At 65.7% G+C, this 12,546-nt stretch carries 13 protein-coding genes; 7 read left to right on the top strand and 6 right to left on the bottom strand.

The genetic code is table 11. The features are described from left to right. The 3 genes from KBY67_RS01015 to KBY67_RS01005 are packed head-to-tail and all read left to right on the top strand — an operon-like array spanning position 1 to position 3,205. Positions 1–1,482, top strand: coding sequence for an NADH-quinone oxidoreductase subunit M (locus KBY67_RS01015; RefSeq protein WP_255107685.1), 1,482 nt, complete (start codon positions 1–3; stop codon positions 1,480–1,482). After that, complete coding sequence (locus tag KBY67_RS01010; protein WP_255107682.1) at positions 1,479–2,771, top strand: CO2 hydration protein; 1,293 nt, start codon at positions 1,479–1,481, stop codon at positions 2,769–2,771. Before KBY67_RS01015 ends, KBY67_RS01010 begins: the two co-directional genes overlap by 4 nt. Before the next feature lie 32 nt (positions 2,772–2,803). After that, a complete protein-coding gene (locus KBY67_RS01005; protein ID WP_255107680.1) occupies positions 2,804–3,205 on the top strand; it encodes a fasciclin domain-containing protein in 402 nt (133 codons plus the stop codon). A gap of 9 nt (positions 3,206–3,214) precedes the next feature. Here KBY67_RS01005 and KBY67_RS01000 read toward each other — a convergent pair whose 3' ends face one another. Both KBY67_RS01000 and KBY67_RS00995 read right to left on the bottom strand, forming a co-directional pair. Further along, positions 3,215–3,952 carry a GAP family protein gene (locus KBY67_RS01000; protein ID WP_255107678.1) on the bottom strand — a complete coding sequence of 246 codons (738 nt, stop codon included), beginning with the start codon at positions 3,950–3,952 and terminating at the stop codon, positions 3,215–3,217. Positions 3,953–4,026: 74 nt separating this feature from the next. Next, positions 4,027–4,365, bottom strand: a complete 339-nt coding sequence (locus tag KBY67_RS00995) for a P-II family nitrogen regulator (RefSeq protein WP_255107676.1) — start codon at positions 4,363–4,365, stop codon at positions 4,027–4,029. A gap of 279 nt (positions 4,366–4,644) precedes the next feature. On the opposite strand from KBY67_RS00995, the gene KBY67_RS00990 reads away from it, so the two are divergent. Then, complete coding sequence (locus tag KBY67_RS00990; protein ID WP_255107674.1) at positions 4,645–5,034, top strand: chromate transporter; 390 nt, start codon at positions 4,645–4,647, stop codon at positions 5,032–5,034. A 176-nt stretch (positions 5,035–5,210) separates the two neighbouring features. Next, positions 5,211–6,788 (top strand): glycine betaine ABC transporter substrate-binding protein, encoded by a 1,578-nt coding sequence (locus tag KBY67_RS00985; protein ID WP_255107672.1) that lies wholly within the window; start codon positions 5,211–5,213, stop codon positions 6,786–6,788. 14 nt (positions 6,789–6,802) lie between these two features. Here the strand turns inward: KBY67_RS00985 and KBY67_RS00980 are convergent, their stop codons facing one another. Genes KBY67_RS00980 through KBY67_RS00965 form a run of 4 tightly spaced genes read right to left on the bottom strand, consistent with a single transcriptional unit; the run spans position 6,803 to position 10,909 of the window. After that, a complete protein-coding gene (locus tag KBY67_RS00980) occupies positions 6,803–7,546 on the bottom strand; it encodes an amino acid ABC transporter ATP-binding protein (protein ID WP_315855534.1) in 744 nt (247 codons plus the stop codon). Between the two features lie 3 nt (positions 7,547–7,549). Further along, on the bottom strand, positions 7,550–8,833 hold the full coding sequence (locus KBY67_RS00975) for an amino acid ABC transporter permease (RefSeq protein WP_255107670.1): 1,284 nt from the start codon (positions 8,831–8,833) through the stop codon (positions 7,550–7,552). Positions 8,834–8,837: 4 nt separating this feature from the next. After that, entirely contained in the window at positions 8,838–9,779 is a 942-nt protein-coding gene (locus KBY67_RS00970) for an ABC transporter permease subunit (RefSeq protein ID WP_255107906.1), read from the bottom strand. Between the two features lie 59 nt (positions 9,780–9,838). Then, positions 9,839–10,909, bottom strand: a complete 1,071-nt coding sequence (locus KBY67_RS00965; RefSeq protein ID WP_255107667.1) for an amino acid ABC transporter substrate-binding protein — start codon at positions 10,907–10,909, stop codon at positions 9,839–9,841. 155 nt (positions 10,910–11,064) lie between these two features. Between KBY67_RS00965 and KBY67_RS00960 the strand changes: the two genes are divergently transcribed. Both KBY67_RS00960 and pyrC read left to right on the top strand, forming a co-directional pair. Continuing rightward, positions 11,065–11,376: a potassium transporter TrkG gene (locus tag KBY67_RS00960; RefSeq protein ID WP_399213643.1), complete on the top strand. Its 312-nt coding sequence runs from the start codon at positions 11,065–11,067 to the stop codon at positions 11,374–11,376. A gap of 85 nt (positions 11,377–11,461) precedes the next feature. Beyond that, positions 11,462–12,532 carry a dihydroorotase gene (pyrC, locus tag KBY67_RS00955; protein WP_255107665.1) on the top strand — a complete coding sequence of 357 codons (1,071 nt, stop codon included), beginning with the start codon at positions 11,462–11,464 and terminating at the stop codon, positions 12,530–12,532. Positions 12,533–12,546: the final 14 nt, after the last annotated feature.

Genomic DNA, 12,546 nt, shown 5'->3' with positions numbered 1-12,546 from the left:
ATGCTGATTCTGCTCCTGTTACTTCCGCTGGCGGCTGCGCTGGCGATGATCGTCGCTCCTGCGGGGCCCTTGCCTCGCCGTCTGGCCCTTGGGATCCCCGGCCTTCAGCTGCTGCTGGTGGTCCGGATGGCACTTCAACCGGCCGCCGACCTGCGGCTGGAGTGGCTGCCCCAGCTGGGTCTCGATTTTCACCTGGGCCAGGACGGCCTCTCGCTGCCGCTGGTGGGTCTGACAGCCCTGCTCACCTTGATGACCGTTGCCGCCACCAGTCTGGAGATGCCAAGGGAGCGGCTGTTCTTCGCACTGGTCATGGCCACCAACCTGGGTCTGCAGGGGGCCCTGCTGGCCCGCAATGGCCTGCTGTTCGTGATCGCCTTCGAGCTGATCCTGATTCCCACAACCCTGCTGATCGCCATCTGGGGCCATCAGCTCAGCCGTCAGGCCGCCATTCGCTATCTGCTGTATGGCGCTGTGTCAGGGGTGGCCCTGCTGGCGGCGATGCTGGCCCTCGGCCTGCTCAATGCCAACGGCTTCAGCCTCGCCTACGACGACATGGCCACAGCAGCACTGCCTGAGGGTTCCAAGGTCTGGATCCTGGGGTTGCTGGTGCTGGCCTTTGGCCTGAAGCTGCCGGCGGTTCCTCTGCATGGCTGGCAGCCCCTGGCCTACAGCGAAGCCTCGTCACCGGTGGCGATGCTTCTGGCCGGTGCCGTCTCCAAGCTCGGGGCCTATGGCCTGCTGCGCTTCGGGGTGGGCTTCATGGGTGACACCTGGGAAGCGTGGGCACCGCTGATCGCCGTGGCGGGCACCGCCGGTGCGGTCTATGGAGCCCTCAATGCCATCGCCCAGACGGACATGCGCCGGCTGGTGGCCTACAGCTCCCTGGGGCACATGGGCCTGCTGCTGCTGGCGCTGGCGGCAGCCACCCCCCTGAGCCTGCAGGGGGCCGTCGCCCAGGTGTTGGCCCACGGGGTGATCTCCTCGCTGCTGTTCTGCGTCGTGGGCCTGATCGAAGCCAAGACTGGCACCACCGAGATCGCTGAACTCTCCGGCCTGCTTAATCCCCTGCGTGGTCTGCCCTTCACCCTGGGCCTGTTCCTGCTGGCCCTGATGGCCGCCGCAGGTCTGCCCGGCATGGTGGGCTTCGTGGCAGAGCTGGTGGTGTTCCAGGGCAGCTGGACCGTGTTCCCCCTGCCCACCCTCGGCTGCCTGTTCGCTTCTGGCCTCACGGCGGTGTATGCGGTTCGCCTGTTTAACCGGGTGGGCTTTGGCAAGCTCGATAACGCCAAGGCCTTCTATCCCGCCACCACCTGGAGTGAGCGGCTGCCGGCTCTGGTGCTCTCCGCCCTGGTGCTGATCGGGGGGCTCTGGCCGCCGCTCACCCTGGGCTGGAGTGAATCCGTCACCACTCCGCTGGCTCGCCACCAACCCCTGATCGCCTCTCTCCCCTCCAACCCCATCCTTCAGGAGCTCCCCTCATGACGGTGTTGACCCCGAAGCCCACGGTTCTGCCCCCCTCCACCCACCCCTTCGCTGAAGTGGTGCAGCGGCTGGAGGCGGGAGGTTCGATGCTGCCTGACAGCCCGGAGAACCTCAAGCAGATCATCGGCATCTACAAGGCCTACGCCGTGCCGATGGACTTCTACTGGCGAGATCTGCTCTATATCGCTGAGCGGGTGTTCCTCAACCCCCTGCCGGCCTTCAAGTATTTCCCCAGCCAGGAGTATCTCGATCTTCCCAATTCCTATGCCGGAGACAGCGCCGACTTGCGCATCTGGCGCGGCGAGGCCGGGGCTCACCCCGAGCTGCTGGAGTTCATGGAGAAGGGGGAGACGGGGCGGATGCCCAAGCTGCTCCACCACCTCTGGCACGACCGCATCAACATGGAGTTTGCGGAGGCCTGCATGGATGCCATGTTCTGGCACCAGGGCATGGGCGGACGCTTCTACGCGTACCTGGAGAGCGACACCTACAAGGCCAACGCCGATCGGGCCATCAAGGCCTATTTCAAGGGCAATCCCCTGATGCTGGGGCTGCACAAGCTGTTTCCGCAGATGTTCCTGGAGCAGGTGCGCAAGCTCAGTTACTACGCCAACCTCGGCCTGTTCTGGGAGGTGATGGCTCCGGTCTTCTTCGAGATGAGTGATATCTACGATGAAGGGGGATTTTCCGGTGTCCCTGCTGCCATGGACTTCCTGGTGAACGGCATCTTTGCGATTGCGGGCCGGCCGATCTATCACCACGTTTACATCAACGGAGAGTGCCTAGAAATTATCCCTAAATCCGAGGGGTTTACCTGGCTCTACGAAGCGGCTCTGCCCTATGTTGAGGCTGTATTTTACCGCACGGCACCCTTTCGCGGTACTAAATCGTATAACGCCCAGGCGGGGCAGGTGCCGGCCGAGCAGGCGGATTTCCACTACGGAATCCTCTATGCCGATGTCTTCCCTGTAGGCTCCGCAGGCATCCCACCCACCCTGCTGATGCAGGACATGGTGCATTTTCTGCCTCCCTATCTCAAGGAGATCTACCTCCAGCACCGCCGCGGTGAGGAGGATCAGCTGATTCAGCTGGGCATCACCTTCCAGCGCTCGATGTACAACGTGACCTCCGCGGTGATCCAGGCCCTCAGGGCCGCACTGTTCTATCCCCTCGATGACCCCGATCCTGAGCACCTCCTGGCCAACCGACGCTTCTTCGAGAGCCAGATGGATCGCTTCCTCCGGCCCGAAGCACGCCTGCGCGATGTCCAGAGCCAGGACTACCGCTGAGCTGATCATCCATTCCTCCGACCACCATCCCTGTGCCTGACATCCTTGACACCGCCCGTGCGGCCGGCTGTTTTCAGACCCTGTTGGCGGCCGTTGAAGCCGGAGGGTTGCTGGAGGCCCTGGCCAGCCCGGGCCCCTTCACCGTCTTCGCCCCAGTGGATGACGCCTTTGCGGCCCTGCCGGCCGGCACCGTCCAGACCCTGGTGCAGAATCCGCCGCAGCTGGCACGAATCCTCAAGTATCACGTGCTCTCTGGGCAGTACACCCGCGAGCAACTGCTCACCCAGGCGGAGTGGACCACCCTCGAGGGGGCGCCGCTGCCCATTCGCCGCGCCGATCCGTTTGAGGTGAAGAACGCCAGTGTGAATGCCGCCGATGTGGTCTGCGACAACGGCATTGTCCACGTGATCAACCGGGTGATGCTGCCGGGCTGAACCTCACTTTCAGAGTGGTGCGGCTCCCTGCATCAGCCAGAGTCCGTGCAGACCCTCCCAGACCAGATAGGCACTGATCAGCAGTGCCAGGACACCGACAAGCCATTCGCCGTGGTGCTCCATCCATCCCTCCAGGCGGCTAAGGGGCTCTCGGATACCACCTCCGGTGGCGATCCAGGCCAGGGGTGGCAGCAGTAGCAGGGAGCTGGCCAGCAGCACAAACACCCCGGTGAGTTCCAGATCCGTTCCCACCCCCGGCTGATTGATCAACAGCAATCCGGCTTCCTTGAGATAAAAGACTAGATTCTCGGGGGTGAGCAAGGCACTGGCCGCTCCAATCAGCACCAACATCGGAGTGCTGAAGTCGGGCAGCTGACTGATCAGACGCATCGCCATGCCCTGCTCGTCGATGGCAGCGGCAGGGGTGAGCTGATAAAGGCCAAGGCCCATCAACACGGCCGCACCCACCAGATCGATCATCACCTGCCCGCGTTCTCCATGGTTGAGACCCAGGGCAAGTCTGTCGCCCATCACCATCAGGGCCACGATCGCCAGTCCATTGGCACTGGTCCAGCCACTCACGAAGGCCAGGGCACGCCTGAGCGGTGTTTGTCCAAGCAGAAGCAGCACCACCACAGCAATATGCAGTGGACTGAAGGCGATGCCGAACCCGAACAGGGAGGACTGACTGAAGAGCGCTGCGGAGCTGAGGTGCTGAGCTGGGCCGAGCAGTTCAAGGCTTGACACTGGATCGCCAGTACCGACGTGATCTCGGAGACCGTAGTGGCCCGGCGATCCCCAGTGCGAGAGAGGGCCCTGGCTCAGAGGGCGATCGTGCCCGTTTCCGAGGTGCGGATGCGCACGGCCATCTCCACAGCGGTCACGAAGATCTTGCCGTCTCCGATCTCACCGGTGCGGGAGGGGCCAGCAATGGCTTCGATGGCCGCGTCCAGCTTGTCGTCGTCAACCACGACCTCCACTTTCACCTTATTGATGAATTCCACGGTGAATTCGGTGCCGCGATAACGCTCAACTTGCCCTTTTTGGCGGCCGAAGCCCCGGCAATCCGTGATGGTCATGCCGATAATGCCGGCATCGACAAGAGCCGTTTTGACATCGTCGAGCTTGACAGGACGGATGATGGCTTCAACCTTTTTCATGATGAAAGACAGTGGGATAGCAACGTGAATGTGATGGAAGCACGGACGAGGGTCTCCGATCGTGCGGGCAGACCTGCGAACAATGCGGGTCAGGCCCACTCTGCTCTGTAGCTGTCGAGACAGAATGCACGGCTACAGCCTGTTTGGGGTGAATCTGACGTTCCGCGCCGCTGCTGAGGCCATCTCCGTCCATTGCCGGGATGCCTGGGCATGACAGCTGGCGCCAGGCCCCCGAGTCTTGGGACCAGCAGCGCTCCGGCGCCTTCCCGGTCCCAGCCCGTGGCGACCACCAGCAACGATCACGAGCCTCCACGGGACTTCCTGTATGGGGATGACATCCCAACCCCCGCCCATGCCCGTGTGGATCGCCGCCAGGGGCATGCCGTGCTGCCCTGCGTGGCCCAGGGGGCGGTGGAGCAGCAGCAGGGCTGGCTGGGGGGCGATCAGATGATCGACAGCCTCGCCCTGGGGGAAAGCACACCCGGTCCCCTGATCATGGTGGTTCCCTTCCTGTCCTCCTTCCTGTTCTTTCTCGTGGGCGGTCCAGTGGTGGAGGCCAGCCGCGGTGAGCTGAGGCTGCAGGGTCCGCTCACGGCGATCATCCGCACCACCGCGGCGGTGCGGATGATCGCCAATCTGGCGCTGTTCTTCGCCGGCCATCTGCTCTGACCCCAGGGAGTCATCGGACCGTTCGACGCCCTGGCCCTGGCGCTGATCCTGCTGGCGGGCTGGTTGCTGATCGCCCGCCGCTGGTCGGTGCTCAGGCTGATCGCGGTGGCGGCCCTGGTGGGCGCTCTGGTCACACCCCTGCGAAGCTGAAAGGCCGTTCCTGAGGGTTCCGCACCATGGCTGCCCCCGCCAGGGAGCTGATCGCCGAGATCCTGCAACGCAGCGGCGAACACCTGGTGCTGGTGGCTTTGGCCATGGCCCTGGCCCTGGCCATCAGCGTGCCGGCCGGCCTCTGGATTCACGCGCGGCCCCGCTGGTCAGGCCTGGCGCTGGCCCTGGCGGGGATGGTCCAGACGATCCCCAGCCTGGCAATCTTCGGCCTGCTGATCACCGTGCCCGTTCTGGGGGGTATCGGACCCGTACCGGCGGTGGTGGCCCTGGTGCTCTATGCGCTGTTGCCACTGCTGCGCTCCATCGTCACCGGCCTGGCCGGCGTCCCAGAAGGGCTGCGCGAAGCCGGCCTAGCCCTTGGACTGAGCAAGGGAGAGGTGCTTCGCCATGTGGAGCTGCCCCTGGCTCTGCCGGTGATCGTGGCCGGGATCCGGGTGGCCACGGTGATCACTGTGGGGGTGGCCACGATCGCCGCCGCCATCGGCGGTGGCGGGCTGGGGGTGTTCATCTTCCGCGGCCTGGCCACGGTTAACAATGGTCAGATCCTGGCCGGTGCGCTACCGGCAGCGGGGCTGGCCCTGGCCGCTGATGCTGCCATCGGCCGGCTGCAGAGGCGCACACCCCGGCGCTGGCCCCTTCAGCCCTGGGGATCGGGCCGGCGCCGCGCCTGGCTGGCCGCCGCCCTCGCTGGCGGCCTGATATCCCTGGTGGCGGCGGCCCAGGTGGGACTGGGACCGTTCAGCGCCGACCCCGCCAACGGCGGGCGCATCACGATCGGATCCAAGAGCTTCACCGAGCAGATCCTCCTGGGCGAGTTGCTTGCCCAGCAGATTGAGCGCCACAGCACACTGCAGGTGGAGAGGCAATTCAGCCTGGGGGGAACGGCGATCTGCCAGGAGGCGGTCCGCAGCGGCCGCATTGCCGCCTATGTGGAGTACAGCGGCACCGCCTGGACGACGATCCTGAACCAATCGCCCCTGCAGGACGCCAGGACCGTGCTGGAGCGAACCCGGAAGCTTTACCGAGAGCGATTCGATCTGGTGGTGTTCCCTTCGCTCGGATTTGAGAACACCTTTGCCGTGCTAGTGCGCCAGGAGACGGCCCGGCGCCTCAGGCTGAACACGATCTCGGAGGCGGCGGTTCACAGTCCCGGCTGGCGGGCCGGATTTGGCTATGAATTCCTGAACAGGGCGGATGGCTACAGGGGCCTGGCCAGCAGCTACGGCCTGAGCTTTGCAGCCCGGCCGGTTTCGATGGACCTGGGCCTGGTCTACCGCGCCCTGGCCAACGGCCAGGTGGATCTGATCGCCGGAGATTCCACCAATGGCCTGATCACCAGCCTCCAGTTGAAGGCCCTGACCGACGATCGCCACTACTTCCCGCCCTACCAGGCCGTGCCGGTGGTCCATGGGGCCAGCCTGCGGCGATATCCCCAGATCGGCCCCGCCTTGAACAGTCTTGAGGGACAACTCAGCGCCCAGACCATGCAGAGACTGAACGCCCAGGTGGACCAGGACGGCGACACCGTGGGGATGGTGGTGCAGCGCTTCCTCGACGGAATCGAGGCCGGCGGACCCCGTTGAAGGCCGCTGGGCCCTCAGAGAATCTGCGCCAGGAACTGGCGGCTGCGCTCGTGCTGCGGGTTGGTGAAGAAGGTTTCCGGGGGCGCCTCCTCGACGATTTGCCCCTCTGACATCAGCACCACCCGGTGGGCCACCTCGCGGGCGAAGCCCATCTCGTGGGTCACCACCACCATGGTCATGCCGTCGGCGGCCAGTTTGCGCATCACCTCCAGCACCTCACCCACCATCTCCGGGTCCAGAGCACTGGTGGGCTCATCAAAGAGCAGGATGCGCGGCTCCATGCACAGTGAGCGGGCGATGGCCACCCGCTGCTGTTGGCCGCCCGAGAGCTGGCCCGGGTATTTACGGGCCTGCTCGGCAATGCCCACCCGCTCCAGCAGGGCCATGGCCTGGGCCTCCACCTCGCTGCGGCGGCGCTTACGCACCACCACCGGCGCCAGGCTGAGATTCTCCAGCACCGTAAGGTGGGGGAAGAGATTGAACTGCTGAAACACCATGCCGGTGTCGCAGCGGATCGCATCGATGTTGCGCAGGTCGTTGGAGAGGGCGATCCCATCGACGCTGATGCTGCCCTCCTGGAACTCCTCGAGGGCGTTGAAGGTGCGGATGAAGGTGCTCTTGCCAGAGCCCGAGGGGCCCATGATCACCACCACCTCCCCCTTCGACACGCTCAGGTCGACGCCGCGCAGGGCGTGAAAGCCATTGGGATACCACTTCTGCACCCCGCGGGCCTCGATCATCGGCTGGGTCGACGGCATGGTTCAGGCGGGGGAATGGGTGGGATCGAGGCGGCGTTCCAGGGCCCGGCTGCCCAGCCCGAGGGCCGCGCAGCAGCACCAGAACAGCACAGCAAGGGTTAGATAGACCTCGGCGTTCTTGCCCAGGAATTCGGGATTGGCCATCACGGTACGGGCGGTGCCAAGCAGATCGAGTAGGCCGATCAGCGACAGCAGGGTTGTGTCCTGCAGCAGCGAGATGAACTGCCCCACAGCGCCGGGCAGGGCAATGCGGAGGGCCTGGGGCAACACCACCCGCTGCAGTGCCTGGGGCATCGAGAGCCCCAGGGAACGGGCGGCCTCCAGCTGACCGGGGGGAACGGCGGAGAGGCCGGCGCGCACCGCCTCGGCCAGATAGGCCCCGCAGAAGAAGGTCAGCACCCAGGCGGCCCGCCAGACCCGATCCGGTGCCCAGCCGCCGGGGAGCATGTAGCCGAGGATGTTCTGGCCCAGGAACAGCAAGGTGATCAGCGGTGCTCCGCGGATGAACTCGATGTAGAGCACCGAGGCCCAGCGCAGCAACGGCAGGCTGCTGCGGCGCCCCAGGGCCACCACCACGCCGATTGGAAAGCTGAGCAGGATCGCGAAGCTGGCCATCAGCAAGGTGAGCAGCAGCCCGCCCCATTCCGACGGCGGCACCCGGGGAAGGCCCAGCCCACCGGCGATCAGCACCATGCCGAACAGGTAGAGCAGCGGCCAGCTCATGGGCACCAGCTTCACCAGCCGCGGAGGCCAGCTCCGCCCCCAGTGGCCAGCCAGCCAGCGCGTGGCCACCAGCAGGGCGGTGATCACCCACCAGCGCAGTTGCAGGGGAAGACCAAGGGCCAGAGCGGCCGGCAGCCAGGCAGCCAGGAAACCCAGCAGAGCCACCGCCAACCTGTCGTTGAACGGCCAGATCTCGCCGCTGCGATCCGCCCGGGGGAAGGCCCTCAGCAGCCCCCAGCTCACGCCGCTGAGGGCTGCCACCAGCACCACCAGCAGCCAGAGGCGCCACTGCTGCTGGATGGGGTAGCGCCCGATGGCGAACAGGGTGGTGTTGGCCTGGATCACGGCCCACTGGGCCTGACCGAGTGCCCAGCGCAGCAGCCCCACCGCCGCCGCCAGGATCACCATGATCAGCAGCACCGAAACCAGGCCGTCGGTCCGGCTGGCGAACAGTTCCTGCCGCAGGGCGCCGGCCCAGCTGGGCTGAACAGACTTCGGAGCCGGCCTGGCTGGGCGAAGGGGTGGGGTGCTTCCGGACTCCGGCCCGGGTTGGATGGAGGTCATCGGCTCAGCGCTCCCGGATCTGCACCAACTGATTCACGCCGTTCATCACGGCGGAGATCAGCAGATCGATGATCAGGTATGAGCCCAGAAGCAGCAGAAACACCTCCAGGGCCCGTCCGGTCTGGTTGAGGGTGGTTTCCGACACGGAGTACAGATCCACATACCCCACAGCCACCGCCAGCGAGGAGTTCTTGGCCAGGGAGATGTACTGGCTGTTCAGGCCCGGCACGATCACCCGCAGGGCCTGGGGCAGCACCACCGAGCGCATGCTGGCGCTCCAGTGCAGGCCCAGTGAGGTGGCCGCCTCCCACTGGCCCTTCGGCACCGAGGCAATGCCGCCCCGTACCACCTCGGCCACGAAGGCGCCGGTATAAGTGATCAGGCCGGTGAGCAGGGCTGTGAACTCCACCGAAAAGCGCAGCGGAGCCTGCCAGACCCCATTGACCAGCTCCGGGCCATGCCAGCTGAAGCCCTGGGCGAACCAGGCCAGATACAGCCCCGACTTGGAGAGCACGATCCCAGGCAGCTGAAAAGCGGCGGTGCCGTTGGGCAGGGCCAGAAACACAACGAAGTACCAAAACAGGAGCTGCAGCAGCAGGGGAATGTTGCGGATCACCTCCACGTACACCCGGGCCAGCCGCCGCAGCAGCCCATTGCCGCTGAAGGAGGCCATGCCCATGGCCGTGCCCAAAAGAGTGGCCCCCACCAGGCCCACGAGAATCACCCGCAGGCTGTTGACCAGACCCACCAGCAGGGCACGCCAGTAGGGCATTGAGGCATCGAAGGGGATCAGGCTCTCGGCCACATCGAAGCTGGCGGGCTGGCCCAGCCAGCGCCAGCTCAGCAGTAGCCCCGCCGCGGTGAGGTTGCGCACCAGGTTGCCCACCAGAAGCGCGATCACCAGGAGCAGGACGAGGCCCACCACCGCCTGGACGATCCAGGGCATGACCCGGCGGTCGCGCCACCAGGGGATTCGTTCGGGGGTGGCGCTCACAGGGGTGGCGCTCAACGGAAGGGTGGCGAATAGATCAGTCCACCCTGGGTCCAGAGGCGGTTCTCGGCGCGCTCTAGCTTGAGCGGGGAGCCGCTGCCGACATTGCGCTCAAAGAGTTCTCCATAGTTGCCAACCGCTGCGATCGCCTTGGGAACGAAGTCGGCCGGCAGACCCAGTTGCTTGCCGAAATCACCCTCCACCCCCAGGAAGCGGCGCAGGTCGGCCAGATTCTTGTTGGCCTTGGCTTCAGCCACCTTGGTGGCCACGTTGGCCTTGGTGATGCCCAGTTCCTCAGCCTGGAAGAGGGCGAAAACGGTCCAGCGCATGGCATCGGCCCAGGCGGGGTCGCCATTGACGCTGGCGGGGGTGAGCGGCTCCTTGCTCATCACCTCCGGCAGAAGGATGTGCTCATCGGGATTGGGGAAGCTGCTGCGCTTGGCTGCCAGCTGGGAGCGATCACTGGTGACGGCGACGCAACGGCCACCCAGGTAGGCCGCATAGGTCTGGTCGCCGGTCTGGAACTTGAGCGGGGTGTAGGCGATGCCCTGCTCCCGCATGCGATCGGCCAGGTTGAGTTCGGTGGTGGTGCCGCTCTCCACGCAGATCGGTTTGCCGTCCAGATCCTTGAGGGTCTTGGCTCCGCTGGCCACAGGCACCATCACCCCCTGACCGTCGTAGAAGGTGGTGGGCCCGAACGTAATACCGTTCCCGCCGGCTGAATCACGACTCAAGGTCATGGTGGTGTTACGGGCCAGCATGTCCACCTCACCGCTGGCCAGGGCCGCGAAGCGCTCACTGGAGTTGAGGTCTCGGTACTCCACCTTGGCCGGGTCGCCCAGCACAGCTGCCGCCACAGCGCGGCAGGTGTCGGCATCGAGCCCGCTGTAGGTGCCGTCGGGGCCGAGGAAGCTGAAGCCTGGCAGCTTCCCGTCCACACCGCAGACCAGCTTGTCGCGACCTCGGATGGTGGAGAGCTTCATGCTCTGAACACCGCCTCCGCTGCCACTGTCGTCGGCACAACCACTGAGGGTGAAGGCCAACAGCAAGGGCAGGGCGAGGAGCCAGCGGGGCGAGGGTTGCATCAACCGGAAGCAAAGCAGTGGGCGCAGTTTGCCAGCTCTGCCACGGACATGCCGCTAACCCGGGCTGATAATGGGATCTCTGCGGAATCGATGGGTGCCAGGCAGAGCCAGTTCCTCCTCCAGGCCATCCACCACCATCGGCACCAACCCCATCCGTGAGCTGTTGGAGCCCTTCCAGCAACGGCGGGGGCACGCTGCTGATGGCCCTGGTGCTGGGCCTGGACCGAGCCGTGAGCACGGAGGGGCAGGCGTTCTCCTTCCTGCAGAAGCTGTTCACATGCATTTCAGCCATTGCCACCGTGGGGCTGGATGTGGGGGTGACCGCCGAGCTGAATCGCTGGGGGCAACTGGTGCTGATGGTGGGTATGTTCGTGGGCCGGATCGGCATGCTGCTGCTGCTCTCGGCGATCTTTGGCAGGCCTCCCACGTCGCGGATCTTGTACCAGCATGAGGAGCTCTACTTCTGAGTCCGACCTCCCTTGAGCCGTCTGAGCTCTGGGGAGGTCGGCCGCCGGGGTTGAGGATGGATCTTCTGTGCGCGACAGCGGCTCCATGGCGGCCATTCCACGGCAACTGCTGATCCGCCGCCCCGACGACTGGCATGTGCATCTGCGCGATGGCGCCATGCTGCGGGCCGTGGCGCCGGAAACAGCCCGGGTCTTCCGGCGGGCGATCGTGATGCCCAACCTGCTGCCGCCGATCACCACTGCTGCTGCGGCAGCGGCCTACCGGGAGCGCATCCTCGCGGCGGTGGACGCCAGCACCGGCTTCGAGCCGCTGATGACGGCCTATCTCACCGACACGATCGCGGCGGCGGAGCTGGAGCGGGGCTTCGCCGAGGGGGTGTTCACGGCCGCCAAGCTCTACCCGGCCCGGGCCACCACCAACGCCGAGGCCGGGGTCAGTGATCTGGCCCACATCACCCCGGCGCTGGAGGCAATGGAGCGGATCGGCATGCCGCTGCTGATCCACGGGGAGGTGACCGACCCTGAGGTGGATGTCTTCGATCGCGAGGAGGTGTTCATCGAGCGCCACCTGGATCCCTTGCTGCGGCGACACCAGGGACTGAAGGTGGTGTTCGAGCACATCACCACCGCCGAAGCTGTGGCCTTCGTGGCAGCGGGGCCCCCTACCCTGGCCGCCACGATCACGCCCCACCACCTGCAGATCAACCGCAACGCCATGTTCCGGGGCGGGCTGCGGCCTGACGCCTACTGCCTGCCGGTGGCCAAGCGGGAATTGCACCGCATCGCCCTGCGCGGTGCCGCCACCTCAGGAGAGCCCCGCTTCTTTCTGGGCACTGATTCAGCGCCCCACTCGCGTCAGGCGAAGGAGTCGGCCTGCGGATGCGCCGGAATCTTCAATGCCCCCCATGCCCTTGAGAGCTACGCCCAGGTGTTCGAGCAGGAGGGCGCCTTGGAGCGGCTGGAGGCCTTTGCCTCGGAGTTCGGGCCCCGCTTCTACGGCCTGCCGCGCAACGAAGACAGGATCGAGCTGGTGCGCCAGCCCCTGGAGGTTCCCTTGATGATGGAACTGGGCGGCGCAGGGGAATCGCCCCAACCTCTGGTGCCGTTCCAGGCCGGAGAGACCCTGCCCTGGCAGATCAAGTCCGCAACCGATTGATCTGGCGAAGGGCC

The organism is Synechococcus sp. RedBA-s, assembly GCF_024345495.1.
In the GTDB taxonomy this organism is placed as follows: domain Bacteria; phylum Cyanobacteriota; class Cyanobacteriia; order PCC-6307; family Cyanobiaceae; genus Regnicoccus_A.
This window is presented reverse-complemented; position numbering and strand designations above follow the sequence as displayed.